We start from the raw sequence: 17,434 nt of genomic DNA, 5'->3' as shown, positions 1-17,434 counted from the left end.
TGACCATGTCACATCAGCAACCGGATTTCGACTTCCAGCAGGCAGGTAAAGCGGTACTGCGCATTGAACGCGAAGGGCTGGAACAGCTCGATCAGTATATTAACGCCGACTTCAGCCGCGCCTGCGAAATGATCTTTGCCTGCCGTGGCAAAGTGGTGGTGATGGGCATGGGCAAATCCGGCCATATCGGCAAGAAGATGGCCGCCACTTTCGCCAGTACCGGCACGCCGGCGTTCTTCGTCCACCCGGGTGAAGCCAGCCACGGCGATCTCGGCATGGTCAGCACCAACGATGTGGTGATCGCCATCTCGAACAGCGGCGAGTCAGGCGAAATCCTCGCGCTGATCCCGGTGCTCAAACGGCAGAAAGTGCAGCTGATTTGCCTGACCAGCCGTCCGGAGAGCGCCATGGGCCGGGCTGCCGATGTGCATTTATGCGTGAAGGTGCCGCAGGAAGCCTGTCCGCTCGGGCTGGCACCGACCTCCAGCACCACCGCCACGCTGGTGATGGGCGATGCGCTGGCGGTGGCGCTGCTGGAAGCGCGCGGCTTCACCCAGGAAGATTTCGCGCTGTCGCATCCGGGCGGCGCACTGGGGCGCAAACTGCTGCTGCACGTCAGCGACATTATGCACAGCGGCGATGAAATTCCCCACGTCACCCGTGACGCCTCGCTGCGCGACGCGCTGCTGGAAATCACGCGCAAAAACCTCGGCCTGACGGTGATTGTCGACGACCTGATGAAAATCGAAGGGATTTTCACGGACGGTGACCTGCGCCGCATCTTCGATATGGGCATCGATTTCCAGTCGGCCCGCATCCAGGATGTGATGACGCGCGGCGGGATTCGCGTGCGCCCTAACCTGCTGGCGGTGGACGCGCTTAATCTGATGCAAAACAAAAACATCACTGCGCTGCTGGTGGCCGATGACGATCGCCTGCTCGGTGTGGTACATATGCATGACATGCTGCGCGCTGGCGTGGTCTGAACGGGAAACAACAATGAGTGCTGAAACCACGATGGTCGACACCTGCTACGGCCCGGTGAGCGCCGACGTGATGGCGCGGGCGGCCAACATCCGCCTGCTGATTTGCGATGTCGACGGCGTGATGTCCGACGGCCTGATTTACATGGGCAACAGCGGTGAAGAGCTAAAGGCCTTTAACGTGCGCGACGGTTACGGCGTGCGCTGCCTGCTGACCTCGGACATCGAAGTGGCTATTATTACCGGCCGTCGCGCTAAACTGCTGGAAGATCGCTGTAAAACGCTCGGCATTACGCATCTTTACCAGGGACAGTCGGATAAGCTTTTGGCCTGGCGCGAACTCCTGGATAAACTGTCACTATCGGCAGACCAGGTCGCGTATATTGGTGACGACCTGATCGACTGGCCGGTAATGGCACAGGCGGGTCTGAGCGTGGCCGTCGCCGATGCGCATCCGGTGTTACTGCCGCGCGCGCATTACGTGACGCGCATTGCTGGCGGTCGCGGTGCAGTACGTGAGCTATGCGACCTGATTTTGCTGGCGCAGAACAAATTTGAGGATGCCAAAGGGCAATCAGTATGAGTAAAAGCAGGCGTTGGATAACGCTGATTCTGGCGCTGATCGCCCTGGTGCTGATCGGCTGGAATCTTACCAACCAGGACGACAGCGCCACGCCGGTGGCGACCAACGATCAGGCGCCGACCTACACCAGCGCCAACTCCAGCACCGTGGTGTATAACCCGACGGGTGCGCTGGCCTATAAGCTGGTCTCGGATAAAGTGACCTACTTTTCGGCCGAAGAAGTGAGCTGGTTCGATAATCCGGTGATGACCACTTACGACGAAAACAAAGTGCCCACGTGGTCGGTTCGTGCTGACAAGGCAAAGCTGACGAAAGATCGTATGCTGTATCTTTATGGCCACGTTGAAGTACACACATTGACGCAGGATTCCCAGCTTGAGCGCATCATCACGGATAATGCTCAGGTTAATCTGGTCAGCCAGGATGTGACGTCTGACGATCAGGTCACCCTATTTGGCCGCAGTTTTAACTCCACTGGCATGAAGATGCGCGGCAACCTACGGACAAAGAATGCCGAGCTGCTTGAAAAGGTCAAAACCTCCTATGAAATTCAAAATGAACAAAAATAGCCTTAAGTTGCTGCTGGTGAGTGCGCTGCTGGCAACCAGCCTGCCGGCGCTGGCGTTAACGGGCGATTCGGACAAGCCGGTTAACATCGACTCGGTGAACCAGGCGCTCGATTTGCAGGGTAACGTCGCCACCTTTACCGGCAACGTGATCGTGACCCAGGGCACCATCAAAATTACCGCCGATAAAGTGGTGGTAACCCGTCCCGGCGGCGACAGCAACAAAACCATCGTTGATGCCTACGGCAATCCGGCCACCTTTTATCAGATGCAGGACAACGGCAAACCGGTGCAGGGTCACGCCGCCAAACTGCACTATGAGCTGGCCAACGATTTCGTCGAGCTGACCGGCAACGCCTTTATCGAGCAGCAGGACAGCAACATCAAAGGCGATCGCATCACCTATCTGGTGAAAGAGCAGAAAATGCAGGCCTACAGTCAGGGCCAGAGCAAGCGCGTCACCACCGTGCTGGTGCCGTCGCAGCTGCAGGATAAAAACGGTTCGTCTGCGAGCCCCAAAAAGAGTAACTGATCGCTATGGCCACATTAGTCGCTGAAAACCTGGCGAAAGCCTACAAAGGCCGTCGCGTAGTAGAAGATGTCAGCCTGCAGGTGAAATCCGGCGAGATTGTCGGCCTGCTGGGCCCCAACGGGGCCGGTAAAACCACCACCTTCTACATGGTGGTCGGCATCGTGCCGCGCGATGCCGGCCGCATCATTATTGATGAAGAAGATATCAGTATTCTGCCGCTGCATGCGCGCGCGCGGCGCGGCATCGGTTATCTGCCGCAGGAAGCGTCGATCTTTCGCCGTCTGAGCGTCTACGACAACCTGATGGCGGTACTGCAGGTGCGTGACGACCTGACGGAAGAGCAGCGTCAGGATCGCGCCAATGAGCTGATGGACGAATTCCACATCGGCCATCTGCGTGACAGCATGGGCCAGGCGCTGTCAGGCGGTGAACGTCGCCGCGTCGAGATTGCCCGTGCGCTGGCCGCCAATCCAAAGTTTATCCTGCTGGATGAACCTTTTGCCGGCGTTGACCCCATCTCCGTTATCGATATCAAAAAGATCATCGAACACCTGCGTGACAGCGGCCTCGGCGTGCTGATCACCGACCACAACGTGCGTGAAACGCTCGCGGTGTGTGAGCGCGCATATATCGTCAGCCAGGGCCATCTGATTGCCCACGGCACGCCAGATGAAATTCTTGCAGATGAGCAGGTTAAGCGGGTTTATTTGGGCGAAGAGTTCAGACTCTGATAAGGTGTCGGCATACCCGACATTTGCTTAGGAAATTCTAGCCGGATTATGAAGCAAGGTTTGCAACTCAGGCTCAGCCAACAGCTGGCGATGACCCCCCAGTTGCAGCAGGCAATCCGCTTGCTGCAACTCTCTACGCTTGAACTCCAGCAGGAACTGCAACTGGCGCTGGAAAGCAATCCGCTGCTTGAACAAACCGATCTGCACGATGAAGTCGACGCCCGCGAATTTCAGGAGAACGAGGCGTTAGATACCCGTGAGGCACTCGAACAGAAAGAGATGCCGGAAGAGCTGCCGCTCGATGCCACCTGGGACGAGATCTACACGGCCGGTACGCCCTCCGGTACCGGCACCGATTACCAGGACGATGAGCTGCCGGTGTATCAGGGTGAAACCACGCAGTCGCTGCAGGACTATCTGATGTGGCAGGTGGAACTGACGCCGTTCACCGACACCGACCGCGCCATCGCTACCTCCATCGTCGATGCCATCGACGATACCGGTTATCTCACCGTCAGCTTACAGGACATTTGTGACAGTATTGGTGACGAAGAGCTGACGCTGGAAGAGGTGGAAGCGGTGCTGAAGCGCGTACAGCGTTTCGATCCGGTGGGCGTTGGCGCACGCGATCTGCGTGACTGCCTGCTGGTGCAGCTGTCGCAGTATGCGGCCGATATGCCGATGCTGAACGAAGCACGGCTGATTGTCAGCGAGCACCTCGACCTGCTGGCTAACCATGATTTCCGCAGCCTGATGCGCGTGACGCGGCTGAAAGAAGAGGTGCTGAAGGAAGCGATGCTGCTGATTCAGTCGCTCGATCCGCGCCCCGGGCAGTCCATCAATACCAGCGAGCCCGAGTATGTGATTCCCGATGTGCTGGTGCGCAAGACTGGCACGCGCTGGACGGTGGAGCTGAACGCTGACAGCCTGCCGCGCCTGAAAATCAATCAGCATTACGCCGCGATGGGCGGTTCTGCACGTAATGACAGTGACAGTCAGTTTATTCGCAGCAACTTACAGGAAGCCCGCTGGCTGATTAAGAGCCTGGAGAGCCGCAACGACACGCTGCTGAAAGTGACGCGCTGTATTGTCGAACAGCAGCAGGCGTTTTTTGAACAGGGTGAAGAGCATATGCGTCCGATGGTGCTGGCGGATATCGCCCAGGCCGTTGATATGCATGAATCCACCATTTCCCGCGTCACCACGCAAAAGTATTTACACAGCCCGCGTGGCATTTTTGAACTGAAGTATTTTTTCTCCAGTCACGTCAGCACCGAAGGCGGTGGCGAAGCCTCGTCGACGGCGATCCGTGCACTGGTGAAAAAATTAATCTCCGCGGAAAATCCCGCAAAACCCTTGAGCGACAGCAAACTGACCTCCATGTTATCTGAACAGGGCATCATGGTGGCGCGACGTACGGTTGCTAAGTATCGCGAGTCTTTATCTATACCGCCATCAAACCAGCGCAAGCAGCTGGTTTGACCGAAACAAGAAGGAAGACCTATGCAGCTAAACCTTACCGGACTGAATGTTGAGATAACCGACCCACTGCGCGAATTTGTAAATAACAAATTTGCCAAACTGGAACACTATTTTGATCGTATCAATCAGGTTTATATTGTTCTGAAAGTGGAGAAGGTGACGCAGATTGCGGAAGCAACCCTGCACGTCAACGGCGGGGAGCTGCACGCCACATCGGAAGCGGAAGACATGTACGCGGCCATCGACGGGTTGATTGACAAGCTGGCCCGTCAGCTGACCAAACACAAAGACAAACTGAAAAAACACTAACCTTCACGCTTGCAGAGTGCTGACGGGTTCAGCACTCAGAGGAGAAATGGGGCGGGTCACCGCCCCGTTTTGTCATCTGCGCAAGCGCCTGCAGTCACCTGCCCTGCCCGTTCGCGGTGTCCCGGTACGTGCCTTACGGCTATGTGAACACGCAAGTGAAACGATGATGAACAACGATCTGACACTGGAATTGAGCGCGGTCCTTTCGCTGGACTGCACCCGCAGCGGCGTACACTGCCAGAGTAAAAAGCGCGCGCTGGAAATTATCAGCGAGCTGGCCGCTAAGCAGCTCAATCTGCCGCACCAGACGCTTTTTGAAGCCATCCTGACCCGTGAACGCATGGGCAGTACCGGCATTGGCAACGGCATCGCCATCCCGCACGGCAAGCTGGAGGAGGATACGCTGCGCGCCGTTGGCGTGTTTATCAGCCTCGACCAGCCTATCGCCTTTGACGCCGTCGACAACCAGCCGGTTGACCTGCTGTTTGCCCTGCTGGTGCCCGCAGACCAGTGCAAAACCCATCTGCACACCCTGTCGCTGGTGGCGAAACGCCTGGCGGATAAAACCGTCTGCCGCCGTTTGCGCGCGGCACAGAGCGATGAAGAGCTCTACGCCATCATTACAGAAGCTCAGGAAGATCACGCTTAAGCGACAGACACTTTTACCGGCCTGCGTGCCGGTTTAACACGGGAGAAATGTGATGGTGCTGATGATCGTTAGCGGTCGGTCAGGCTCAGGAAAATCAGTCGCGCTGCGCGCCCTTGAGGATATGGGCTTCTACTGTGTCGATAACCTGCCGGTGGTGCTGCTGCCGGAGCTGGCGAACACCTTAACCGAGCGCAATATCTCAGCGGCGGTTAGCATTGACGTGCGCAACATGCCGGAATCACCGGAGGTGTTTGAGCAGGCACTGAACAATCTGCCGGAAGCGTTCTCGCCACAGCTGCTGTTTCTGGACGCCGATCGCAACACGCTGATCCGCCGCTACAGCGACACGCGCCGCCTGCATCCGCTCTCCAGCAAAAATCTGTCGCTGGAAAGCGCCATTGATGAGGAGAACGATCTGCTGGAGCCGCTGCGCTCGCGTGCGGATCTGATCATCGATACCTCAGAGATGTCGGTGCATGAGCTGGCAGAAATGCTGCGCACGCGCCTGCTGGGCAAGCGTGAGCGTGAACTCACCATGGTGTTTGAATCCTTCGGCTTCAAGCACGGCATCCCGATCGATGCCGATTACGTGTTTGACGTGCGTTTTCTGCCCAACCCACACTGGGATCCGAAGCTGCGTCCGATGACCGGGCTCGATCGTCCGGTGGCGGCCTTCCTCGATCGTCACACCGAAGTGCACAACTTTATCTACCAGACGCGCAGCTATCTCGAGCTGTGGCTGCCGATGCTGGAAACCAATAACCGCAGCTATCTGACTGTGGCGATTGGCTGTACCGGCGGTAAGCACCGTTCGGTCTACATTGCCGAACAGCTGGCAGACTATTTCCGTTCGCGCGGAAAAAATGTGCAGTCCCGTCATCGCACCCTGGAAAAACGCAAATCATGACCGTGAAGCAAACCGTTGAGATTCGAAATAAGCTGGGTATGCATGCGCGCCCGGCGATGAAGCTGTTTGAGCTGGTGCAGAGTTTTGATGCGGAAGTGCTGCTGCGTAACGAGGCCGGTACCGAAGCCGAAGCCAGCAGCGTGATTGCGCTACTGATGCTCGACTCCGCTAAAGGCGGTCATATCGAAATCGAGGCCAGTGGCCCGCAGGAAACCCAGGCGCTGGCCGCGGTCATTGAGCTGTTTGAAGCCGGTTTTGACGAAGATTAACCGCGTCAGTGCAGCTGGTAACGGTTGAGGAAGCCCTCGCCGCCCAGCTGGCGCATCTGGCGCATAATCCACTGCTGGCGCTGACGAATGTAGCCGGAAGGCGCATCCGCGCGGAAGCGAATCGGATTCGGCAGCACCGCCGCCAGCAAAGCGGCTTCCGCCATGCTCAGCCGACTGGCAGGCTTGTGGAAATAGCGCTGCGATGCCTCTTCCACACCAAACACCCCGTTCCCGAATTCCGCAATATTCAGGTAGACTGTCAGAATGCGGCGTTTGGTCCAAACCGTTTCCAGCCCCACCGTCAGCCCGGCCTCCAGCCCTTTGCGCACCCAACTGCGGCCATCCCACAAGAACAGGTTCTTCGCCGTCTGCTGAGACAGCGTTGATGCGCCGCGCATCCGTTCGCTGCCGTCATTGTCCAGCACCTGCTGAATGGCATGCACGTCAAAGCCCCAGTGCTCAGGAAACTTCTGATCTTCCGAGGCGATCACCGCCAGCGCCATCCACGGTGAAATCTCATCCATTCCCACCCAGTCTGAATGCGCGACATAATCGAAGCGTCCGCTGAACCACGCGCCAAGCTGCCGCTCCACCATTACCGCCGAAAACGGCACCGGCAAAAATGCGAACAGCACGATGCCGGCCAGCCACAGACCCAGCCATGCCAGAAGCACCCTGCCAGCCAGCCGCTTCAGGCGCTGGACCATCTTCCCTTTACTCTTACTCATGCAATCGTCTCTTACCGGTTCCCTGGATTAATCAATTACTCAGGTCATGATTTCAAATAGCGGTGATGCAAGCCGGAATTTTATCTCTGCGGCATCGCGACCACCAGCCAAACTCATTGCGCGGGCAACCATCGTTCCTCTATTAGAGCCAGTCGCATCAAGTACTTCCGGCAAAAAGGAATCGGTTCCATGCAGAAAAATCGCGCAGCGCGCACGGGCATAAATACTTAACCGATTGTGATACCGCTCACGTTAAACCTTTCACGATGTTTAACTATCATCTTTAGTAGTCAGTGAAGATGTTGATTGACAACCGAGACCATTCTGAAAAACACGGCGCAAATAGCGACAATTACGCTTCAGGCCAGGGCGCAACCTGTAAAACGTTTTACCGCCCATCCGGTTTACGCTAACCGTTCAATGCCCGAACTGGAACTTTCAGCCGGGGGTTTCCAAAACGTTTTGGATAACCGCCACAAAATCTGGTTATTCATTATTAGAATCAATAACATGAGCACAAAAACAGCCGTTGCGCTGCGCTTTTTGCTGTTTCCCTTCGCCGCGCAGCACTTTCCGGACCGCGACTGTGGGAAAACCAGGCAAAAAAGCGAACATTTGCTCAAAAATAGTGCAATACGCCAAAGAAATTGATTCCTTGCTTGACTGTGTCAGCAAATTAATGTTTTCTGTATTTAAACGCTGCTCAACATCACACAATTTAATGAATCTTGTCACAAGCTGTGGCGAATTTGCTAAGGTGATTTTGAAGCGTTAACCAATACCACGCTGTTGCTTTTGTATTCGATTTCTAATAATAGCAGCAGCGCCCATTTCCCTGGTGTTGGCGCAGTATTCGCGCACCCCGGTTTCGACTGGGGTCATTTTTTTTCTGGCCCGCGCTATTTTTCACGCTCCGCAACCCAGTTCCGTAATACTTCAACGTCGTGCCGCCACTCGTGCTTCAGCTCGTCAACCCACTCCTGCACGTTATCCCACCAGGCCGGCAATTCCGGTGACTGAATCTGTTTCGCCAGCTTCTGCAGATGCAGCAGGCCGACGGAGCCCGCCGCGCCTTTGATCTTGTGCCCCTCTTCGGCGATGCCCTTCTGATCACGCGCCATCATGTTGGAGTCCAGCACCTCAAGATAACCCGGCATCATCTGCTCGAACATCGTCAGGCTTTGGGTGATCAGCCCCGGACCAACCAGCTCGATATACTGCTCCAGCATGTCCACATCCAGCAGCGTGCGTGACTGTTCCGCGTCGGCGTCACTCACCACCGCTTCGGCTTCGGCCTGGTAATCCCAGAATTTCTTGATCATCGCGGTCAGCGCCGGCACCGCCAGCGGTTTGCTCAGCACGTCGTCCATGCCGGCATCGAGATACTCTTTTTTATCCTTCAGCACGTTGGCAGTCAGCGCCACCAGCGGCGGCAGCGTCACGCCGGCGTGCTGCTGATGAATGGCGCGCGACACATCAAGGCCGGTCATGTCCGGCAGCTGGATATCCAGCAGCACCAGGTCGAACTCCTGCGGATCGAACATCGCCAGCGCCTCACCGCCGGTCATCGCCACTTCCACGCTGCAACCCAGCTTCTCCAGTACCGAGCGCGCCACAATCACGTTGAGCTCGATATCTTCTACCAGCAGCACGTGCAGCGCCGGCAGCGGCATGCTGTCGTCCTGATCCTCATCTTCCACTTCATCCGCCACGCGCGGCGCGTGGATTTCCACGGTAAAGCACGAGCCCTGACCCGGTGCGCTGCTGACGGTGATATCGCCGCCCATCGCCTGCGCCAGCCGGCGTGACACCGCCAGGCCAATCCCGGTGCCGGTGGCCGGTTTACCGCCGTGCTGATCTTTTACCTGGTAATACATGGCGAAGATTTTGTCCTGCTCTTCCTGCGGAATGCCCATCCCGGAGTCCTGCACCTCAAAGTGCAGCGTTTCGTCCTGGCGATAGGCGACGCGCACCACGATTTCGCCCTGCCGGGTAAACTTCACAGCATTGCCAATCAGGTTCCACAGAATCTGGCGCAGGCGCGTGCCGTCGGCGGAGATCTTGTGCGGCAGCGGCAGTTCCGGTGCCATGACGAACTTCAGCCCTTTCGGCTGCGCCAGCAGGCCGGAGAGGTTTTCCAGGTCGGCGAGGAAGCCGGTGAAATCCAGCGGCTGGTTATCCAGCTGCACTTTGCGCCGCTCAATCTTGTCGACTTCAATCACATCATTAAAGATATTGCCGAGGGTGATGGCCGAGACGTGAATAGTTTTCAGGTACTTCAGCTGCTCCTGATTGAGATCGGTATCCAGCAGGATACGGCTCAACCCGACGATGCCGTTAAGCGGCGTACGCAGCTCGTGGCTGATGGTGGAGATAAAGGTGGTCTTTTCACGGCTGGCGTTCTCCAGCGCGTCCTGATAGCGCTTACGCTCGGTAATATCGCGTCCGAAGCCCATCAGGCCGCTGCGCTTACCGACGCGATCGTAATACGGCACTTTGCGGATTTCAAAGCAGGCTTTGCGCCCGTCCGGATACTGTAGCCACTGTTCATAGGTGAGCGACACATTGTGGCGAAACACCTTCTCATCGGTCTCCAGCACTTTGGTGGCGGCATCTTCGTCATAAATGTCGCGCGGCGTCAGGCCAATCAGCTGCTTCTCGCTCAGGCCGGTGAGCAGTTCCATGGCGCGGTTACAGCCGGAGAACTGTTTGTCGATGTTGCGATAGAACACCAGGTCGGGCGAGGCATCGAGGAACGAACGCAGGAAGGAAGATTGCTGCTCCAGCTCAATCTGCGCCTGTTCACGCCGCGTCATCTCTTCGCGCAGCTTATCCATCACCTGTTCGCGCGCCTGCTCTGCTTTAATACGGTCGCTGATTTCCTGGTTCAGCTGGCTGATGGTCTCTTTCATCTGCTGATTCAGTTCAAGGTCGCGCGTGCGCATCTCCTCCAGCTTGTCCACCAACTTCGACAGCCGCTGGCGCGACTCCTCCAGCTGATCGACCACCACGGAGAGAAAGTAGACCGCCCACGGGGTAATCAGCAGGCCAAAAAACACCGAACGCACCACGTCGATACTTTCAACGTGGCCACGCAGCACCATGGTGACCGCCATCTGCACCACCATTGCCAGCACCACCAGCGCCGAAGCCAGCAGCAGCGAAAACCGCACCAGCCCGAGCTTGACCATTAAATCCACGTAGTACTGTGCTAAAAGACGAATCTGTTTCATTACGCGCTCCCTGAACGAATCTGGCTCATCATAGCGTAATTATCTGCGCGCTGCGCCGCCGCACGCGCCGTGCGGACTGACTTTACGCCCTGTTATGGTGCAGCAGCGCGGCGTTTCGCCGACGTTCGCGCCTTTATGCCTAAAGCGCTTGACTAATTCTGCTAACTGAATAATCTGGAGGGCCGCGCTTTTGCGGGTCCCGGTGCCGCGTGCCCGGCGCATCCGCTTTCTGCAGCCATCCCTCCTGATGGTTGCCTTCCGTTATTGCATATCCATTCAGATTAAGTGCTGTTTTAATCACATCCTGGTTAATTAATTTTACTAATGGCAACCGCGTTTTGATTCAAATGTTCCGCCATAAGAAAAACAGATACATGCTGTGCACGAAACGGTCCAAACAGAATTTTGTGCTGGCATCCCCACATTCAACAGCATGGTCTGGAAATATGAGGCCGATCTCACAGTGAGACGGCTCACACTTCATAAGGGAATCAGAAAGGTCAGATTGACATATATTTACGTAATAAAAACATAATAATCATACAGTTAAATCGCAAAAAGGCTGATTAACCGTAATAAAGCTGGCTATTTGACCTGAGTTCGCTTTCCCGATAAGTTGGAATTCCGCTGGATGCTTTCCAGTCGGGACTGTGTCTCGGCATATCTATGCAGCAAGAAGACTCCCTCTGGATGCAAGTTATCTCCCTTAGAGACCGGATTTTATGGACAGCCAATCAAGGACGTGAATCAGTGCCTTGATTGTCGTTGTCCGGTGTTGCGACGTCCGCGTAAAAGCGCGCGAAAACAAATTGATACAGCACGCAGCAGCGCTCTGTGCCTGAAATAATGCAGGTAATGTCTAAAGCAGTTTAAGGAGACCCTCAATGTCCACTCAACAACCTAACCCCTGGGGTTTGTATGATCCATCAGCAGGAAGCGACAGCTGTGGTGTAGGTTTCATTACCCGCAAGGACGGCGAGCAGACCCATGAAATCCTGCAGATGGCGCATAGCGCCCTGTGCACGGTACCGCACCGTGGCGGGATGTCTGCAGAGGGTGTGGGCGATGGCGCGGGCGTTAACGTTGACCTCTCCCTGAACTTCTTCCGTAAGCTGACCGGTCAGGCGCTGGAAGCGGGCCGCTTTGGCGTGGGCAACTTCTTTGTGCCAAAAGATGCGGCGCTGCGCGCGAACGTAGAGCGTCTGGTTGAAGAGACGCTGGCTGCTTACAACTTCCCGGTGCTGCTGAAGCGTGATATGCCGCTGGACAACAGCGTCACGCGCCCGGCCGCACAGCAGTTCCAGCTGCCGATCGTGCAGTGGGTGTTTGCCGCACCGCAGGACGTTAGCGAGCAAAGCGACTTCGAGCGCCACATTTACCGTGCGCTGCTGGACATCGAAGCACGCGCCTTTACCGAAAGCGAATTCGGCGGCCTTTATCCGCTGTCGCTGTCGTCGCGCACTCAGGTGTTCAAAGCCCGCCTGAACTCCAATGAAGTGATTCCCTACTTCAAAGATCTGACCGATCCCGATCATCAGGTGCGCGGACTGTTTTTCCATACCCGTTTCTCCACCAATACCGATCCGCATACCACGATGGCGCAGCCGTTCCGCCTGATGGCGCACAACGGTGAGCTGAACACGGACCGGAAAAACCGCATCGCGGAAGCGGCACTGATGCTGGCGCGCGGCAAAAAGATCGTGCGGCCAAAAGGCCAGTCTGACAGTTCGCGTCTCGATCAGAGCATCCACAGCCGTCTGATGGAAGATAACCTCGATCTAATCAACGCCGTGGTTTCAATGATGCCGCCGGCGTGGGAAAACGACACCTCGCTGTCGGCTGAAGTGCGCGCCATGCTGGAATACTTCTCGCTGTATGAAGAGAAGAACGACGGCCCCGCCGCGCTGATCTTCGGAAACGGCGAAGTGATTGGCGCACGACTGGACCGTCTTGGCCTGCGTCCGCTGCGCTCCGTCGAAACCGCTGAGTATATCGGTGCGATGTCAGAAGCCGGCCAGATCGCCTTCCCACCGGAGAGCGTGCTGCGCCGTGGCCGTATCGAAGCTGGCGGCATGCTCTATTACGATCACAAAGAGAAACGCTCTTACACCACCGTGCAGGCGCTGGAAAAGCTGGCGGCGGAAAAAGATTATCTCTCACTGGTGCAGGCGGCACGCGTTGAACTGCAGCAGCTGCCGGAAGTGCCGGCAGAGAAACTCGGCTCGCCGCTGCGCTATCGCGGCGACCTGAAAACCTATCAGCGCTTTGTGGCTTACTACTACAACCAGGAAAGCTTCAAATTCATGATGGACCCGATGCTGCAAACCGGCGCTGAGAAGATCTCCGCGATGGGTTACGGCAACGCCATCAATGGCCTGTCCGATCATGAAGGCGGCATGGCGCACTACTTCTCGCAGCGCTTTGCACAGGTCACCAACCCGCCGCTCGACTCCATCCGTGAAGCGGACGGCATGACGCTGCGCGTGGCGCTCGGCGCTAAACCGCACCTCGGCCGCAGTAAAGGCCAGCAGATCATCGTGCCAAGCCCAATCCTGACGCACCTGGACATGCTGCGTCTGCGCGAGCAGAAAGTGGCGCCGTATGCGCGCTTCGAGATGCTGTATGAGCCAGTCATCGGTAAAGACATCGTCAGCCGCGCCGCCAACGCCAAAGCGCTGGAAAACGCTATCGATAACCTGGCGCAGCAGGTGGTGGATTTTGCCCGTCAGCAGGGCGGCATCGCGGTGATTACCGATCGCCATATCTCTTCAACTCATGCTGCCATTCCGATGCTGCTGATGGTGTCGGCCATCAACCAGCGTCTGGTGCAGGAAGGCCTGCGTCTGGATGTGTCACTGGTGGTCGAGAGCGGCCAGAGCATCTCCTCACACCATATCGCCGCCACGCTCGGCTTCGGCGCCTCTGCCGTGTATCCGCTGGGCGTACAGATGCGTGCAGAAGAGAAGTTTGGTGAAGGTGAAGAAGGCAACAAAGCGTTCAAACGCTATGCCAAAGCGGCAGAAAAAGCGCTGATGAAAACCATGGGCAAAGTGGGCCTGTGTACCGTTGAGAGCTACAGCTGCGGTGAGTTCTTCGAGCCGAACTTCCTCGATACCGAAGATCCGGTGCTGAAGAAATATTTCCCGAATATCAAAACCCCGGTGGGCGGCGCGGGCTTCCCGGCCATCGCGCAGATGGCGGTGGACTGGCACCAGAGCGCGCTGAAAATTCAGGGCGAAGCCGAAGTACCACTGCTGGGTCTGTTCAAAGAACGTTCTGAGGGTGCGGGCCACTCGTATGGCACCATCGCAGTACGTACCTTTATTGATATGACAGAGCAGCCGATTCGTTTCGCCGACAAAGCGCGCGAAGAGGACAACTTTATCCGTCTGATGACGCTGGCCAGGCTGGACAACGCGTTCAGCATCAAAGCCGAGTCGTTTAAAGACAGCAGCTTCGAGCGCATCCCGAATGCGGTGATCGACAGCTTTGCTATCACGCCGGATTACCGTCAGTTCTCCAGCCTGATGCACGCTGAGCGTAAGCGTCGTCCGGCGGCACTGCGTGACATCCTCGCGCTGCCGTGCGATCTGACCCACGTGGACAGCGAAGCCGAATTTGGCCGCAAGCTGGGCCGCTACTCGCTGGTCAACAACGGCTTCGCCATTCGCGGCCTGCGCTGCGAAGCGGTGAACGGCAGCCTCAACCAGTTTGAGCTGCGTCTGATTGATGCTATTGCCGGCCTGAAGCCGGAGAGCGAGCGTCTGGCCGCGCTGTCACGCGCGCTGAAAACCCGCTTTAACGATGAGATCGAAAGCAGCAGCATCACTGAAGGCGTGTTGCAGATTACCGCTTACGGCCAGGCCGCAGACTATCTGGCAAAAATCTTTACCGCGCTGCCCTCGCTGCCGCTGGAAGAGATCCAGCCGGCGCACGAAATCACCCGTACCTTCGCCTCAGGCGCCATGAGCCACGGCGCGCTGGTCGCGCCGGCGCACGAAGCGGTAGCGCACGGCACCAATATGGTGGGCGGAATGAGTAACTGTGGTGAAGGTGGCGAACACTATTCACGCCACGGCACCATTCGCGCATCGCGCATCAAACAGCTGGCGTCCGGTCGTTTCGGCGTGTGGGCGGCTTATCTGGCCGACCCGATGCTGGAAGAGCTGGAGATCAAAATTGGCCAGGGCGCTAAACCGGGCGAAGGCGGTCAGCTGCCGGCACCGAAAGTGACGGTGGAGATTGCGGCCGCGCGTGGCGGTACGCCGGGCGTTGAGCTGGTATCACCGCCGCCGCATCACGATACTTATTCTATCGAGGATTTGGCGCAGCTGATCCACGACTGTAAAGCGGCGCGCGTACGCGTTATCGTCAAACTGGTGTCGTCTGAAGGCATCGGTACTATCGCAGTCGGCGTGGCAAAAGCCGGCGCAGACGTCATCAACGTCGCCGGTAACACCGGCGGCACCGGCGCGGCGTCGGTCACCAGCCTGAAATACACCGGGCGCGTGGCGGAAATCGGTATCGCCGAAGTACACCAGGCGCTGTGCGCGAACGGGCTGCGTGACAAAGTGCAGCTGCGCTGCTCCGGCGCACAGCAGACCGGCAGCGACGTGATCAAATCGGCCCTGCTCGGCGGCGACAGCTTCGAGTTCGGCACCACCGCGCTGATGATGCTGAAATGCGTGATGGCGAAAAACTGTAACGTCAAATGCCCGGCAGGCCTCACCACTAACGCTGAAGCCTTCGATGGCGATCCGCGTCAGCTGGCGCAGTACTTCATCAACGTGGCGCAGGAAGTGCGTGAGTTCCTCGCACGCCTCGGTCTGCGTTCGCTGCGTGAAGCGCGCGGCCGCTCTGACCTGCTGCACCTGATGGATCATCCGCTGGAAGTGGGCAAACTCGATCTGCGCGCCATGCTGACCGTGGTGCCAGAGCAGAAGATCGCTCAGCCGGTGTATCTGGAAAAAGATTTCGAGCTGGACGATGGCTGGGTAGACGAGCTGAAAGCGCAGCTGGTTGATGCTGCCCGCCGCGAGATTACGCTGGGTAACGGCGTAACGCTGAACAACCGTAACAAGAGCGTTGGCGGTCAGCTGGCGATCGATATTGAGCGCATGCTGAACCACGAGCTGTCGGCGCAGCAGCTGGCCGCGCTGCCGGCGGTACTGCAGGATGACCGTGGCCGGAAATATCTGGCACCGCGCACAGTGCAGATTGATACCCGCGGGTCAGCCGGTCAGTCATTTGGCGCGTTCTGCAACGACGGCATGCAGATGAAGCATTACGGCACCTGTAACGATGGCGTCGGTAAAGGTCAGTGTGGCGGCGAACTGGTGGTGATGTCACCGGGCGGCGGCGCACAGGACAGCGACGGCAACGTGCTGATCGGTAACTTTGCGCTGTTCGGCGCGACCGGCGGTCGTCTGTTTGTTCAGGGCCAGGCCGGTGACCGTTTCGCCGTGCGTAACTCGGGCGCCACCGCGGTGGTGGAAGGCGTCGGCGACTTCTGCTGTGAATACATGACCAACGGCGCGATTCTTAACCTCGGCACCTTTGGTAAAGGTTTCGGTAACGGCATGAGCGGCGGCTTCGCCTATCAGTATGATCCGTACCGTTCCCTGGCCGCGCACGCCGCCGGTGATTCGGTGCTGTTCGGCTCCATCGCTGACGAAGACGAAATGGCGCAGGTGCACAAGCAGGCAGTGCTGACCATGCTGCACTGGCACCTCGAAGCTACCCAGTCGCCGCGCGCGGCGTGGCTGCTGGAGAACTGGGAAACCGAGTGTCAGCACTTCGTTTATGTGATGCCGCGCTCGCTGCTGCTGTATCAGGATGGCGGCGAAATTCTGAAAGCGAAAACGCGTAAGGATCTGCTGGAAGAGCTGTCCACGTCGCTGGCCGCGCATCAGGTTGCCAAGTTCAAATCAGCCTGGCGTGCGGGCAAAACCATCGCCGACGGTGCGGTACCGGCCTACGGCGCGACCGATACGCAGGAGATGTTTGTTCTGCTGAATAACTACACCGTTCTGAGCTTCGCGCAGCAGCTGGCGCTGGGCAAACTGCCGAAAGGCACAGCGGTGGAAGACGCGGCAGTCGAGAAAGCGGTTCGCAACCTGCTGATGACCGAAGATTTCGCGCTGGTCAGCAAGCTGCAGCGTCATGCCCGTGCGGCCATTGAGAACTACAGCGATGATGAGCTGGCAAGCCTGATCGCCGCCAAGCGTATGTCGGATTACAAAGCCGCGCTGACGCAGCGTAACATTCGCTCCATGGACAGCCTGGCAACCTATGGCTGGATCATTTATCAGGACGCCTGCAACCGTGAGGTGCTGGGCCATCTGCCTGATTTTGAAGAGCTGTTTGCACGCGCCGCACTGCCAGAGATTGCCGCCGCGGTCGGGAAACTCTCCTGATTGCGCTGCGAAAGAAGATTGATGACGATAAAACGGTTTGAGTACT

Annotated in this window: 13 protein-coding genes and 1 pseudogene; 12 read left to right on the top strand and 2 right to left on the bottom strand. The window is 57.4% G+C overall.

What is annotated here, in order from left to right:
* Window positions 1-5: 5 nt before the first annotated feature.
* From kdsD to npr, 10 genes are all read left to right on the top strand, one after another.
* A complete protein-coding gene (gene kdsD / locus CBW22_RS03230) occupies window positions 6-986 on the top strand; it encodes an arabinose-5-phosphate isomerase KdsD (protein WP_021507738.1) in 981 nt (326 codons plus the stop codon).
* Window positions 987-999: 13 nt separating this feature from the next.
* Window positions 1,000-1,566 carry a 3-deoxy-manno-octulosonate-8-phosphatase KdsC gene (gene kdsC, locus CBW22_RS03225; protein ID WP_021507739.1) on the top strand — a complete coding sequence of 189 codons (567 nt, stop codon included), beginning with the start codon at window positions 1,000-1,002 and terminating at the stop codon, window positions 1,564-1,566.
* Window positions 1,563-2,135, top strand: a complete 573-nt coding sequence (lptC, locus tag CBW22_RS03220; RefSeq protein ID WP_021507740.1) for an LPS export ABC transporter periplasmic protein LptC — start codon at window positions 1,563-1,565, stop codon at window positions 2,133-2,135. The genes kdsC and lptC overlap by 4 nt, the downstream gene beginning before the upstream one ends.
* Window positions 2,110-2,664, top strand: a complete 555-nt coding sequence (gene lptA / locus CBW22_RS03215) for a lipopolysaccharide ABC transporter substrate-binding protein LptA (protein WP_031279739.1) — start codon at window positions 2,110-2,112, stop codon at window positions 2,662-2,664. Before lptC ends, lptA begins: the two co-directional genes overlap by 26 nt.
* Window positions 2,665-2,669: 5 nt before the next feature.
* Window positions 2,670-3,395 carry an LPS export ABC transporter ATP-binding protein gene (gene lptB, locus CBW22_RS03210; RefSeq protein WP_010618248.1) on the top strand — a complete coding sequence of 242 codons (726 nt, stop codon included), beginning with the start codon at window positions 2,670-2,672 and terminating at the stop codon, window positions 3,393-3,395.
* A gap of 48 nt (window positions 3,396-3,443) precedes the next feature.
* Entirely contained in the window at window positions 3,444-4,877 is a 1,434-nt protein-coding gene (gene rpoN, locus CBW22_RS03205; protein WP_088516015.1) for an RNA polymerase factor sigma-54, read from the top strand.
* Between the two features lie 21 nt (window positions 4,878-4,898).
* Window positions 4,899-5,186, top strand: a complete 288-nt coding sequence (gene hpf, locus CBW22_RS03200) for a ribosome hibernation promoting factor (protein ID WP_010618250.1) — start codon at window positions 4,899-4,901, stop codon at window positions 5,184-5,186.
* Between the two features lie 166 nt (window positions 5,187-5,352).
* Entirely contained in the window at window positions 5,353-5,835 is a 483-nt protein-coding gene (ptsN, locus tag CBW22_RS03195; RefSeq protein WP_031279741.1) for a PTS IIA-like nitrogen regulatory protein PtsN, read from the top strand.
* 52 nt (window positions 5,836-5,887) lie between these two features.
* Window positions 5,888-6,742, top strand: a complete 855-nt coding sequence (gene rapZ, locus CBW22_RS03190; protein ID WP_021507744.1) for an RNase adapter RapZ — start codon at window positions 5,888-5,890, stop codon at window positions 6,740-6,742.
* Window positions 6,739-7,011 carry a PTS phosphocarrier protein NPr gene (npr, locus tag CBW22_RS03185; protein WP_058759594.1) on the top strand — a complete coding sequence of 91 codons (273 nt, stop codon included), beginning with the start codon at window positions 6,739-6,741 and terminating at the stop codon, window positions 7,009-7,011. The genes rapZ and npr overlap by 4 nt, the downstream gene beginning before the upstream one ends.
* Window positions 7,012-7,016: 5 nt before the next feature.
* Here the strand turns inward: npr and mtgA are convergent, their stop codons facing one another.
* The gene (gene mtgA, locus CBW22_RS03180; protein WP_031279742.1) at window positions 7,017-7,739 is read right to left on the bottom strand and encodes a monofunctional biosynthetic peptidoglycan transglycosylase; all 723 of its coding nucleotides are present in this window, start codon (window positions 7,737-7,739) and stop codon (window positions 7,017-7,019) included.
* Between the two features lie 306 nt (window positions 7,740-8,045).
* On the opposite strand from mtgA, the gene CBW22_RS03175 reads away from it, so the two are divergent.
* Window positions 8,046-8,390, top strand: a complete 345-nt coding sequence (locus CBW22_RS03175; RefSeq protein WP_088516014.1) for a hypothetical protein — start codon at window positions 8,046-8,048, stop codon at window positions 8,388-8,390.
* A 157-nt stretch (window positions 8,391-8,547) separates the two neighbouring features.
* Here CBW22_RS03175 and arcB read toward each other — a convergent pair.
* Window positions 8,548-10,972 (bottom strand): annotated as a pseudogene (gene arcB / locus CBW22_RS03170) (aerobic respiration two-component sensor histidine kinase ArcB).
* A gap of 884 nt (window positions 10,973-11,856) precedes the next feature.
* Between arcB and CBW22_RS03160 the strand changes: the two are divergent.
* On the top strand, window positions 11,857-17,388 hold the full coding sequence (locus tag CBW22_RS03160) for a glutamate synthase-related protein (protein WP_088516012.1): 5,532 nt from the start codon (window positions 11,857-11,859) through the stop codon (window positions 17,386-17,388).
* Window positions 17,389-17,434 lie beyond the last annotated feature (46 nt).

Source organism: Pantoea sp. VS1, assembly GCF_002207995.1.
In the GTDB taxonomy this organism is placed as follows: Bacteria; Pseudomonadota; Gammaproteobacteria; order Enterobacterales; family Enterobacteriaceae; genus Pantoea; species Pantoea dispersa.
The sequence above is the reverse complement of the archived record's forward strand: the minus strand, read 5'-3'. Positions and strand labels throughout refer to the sequence as shown.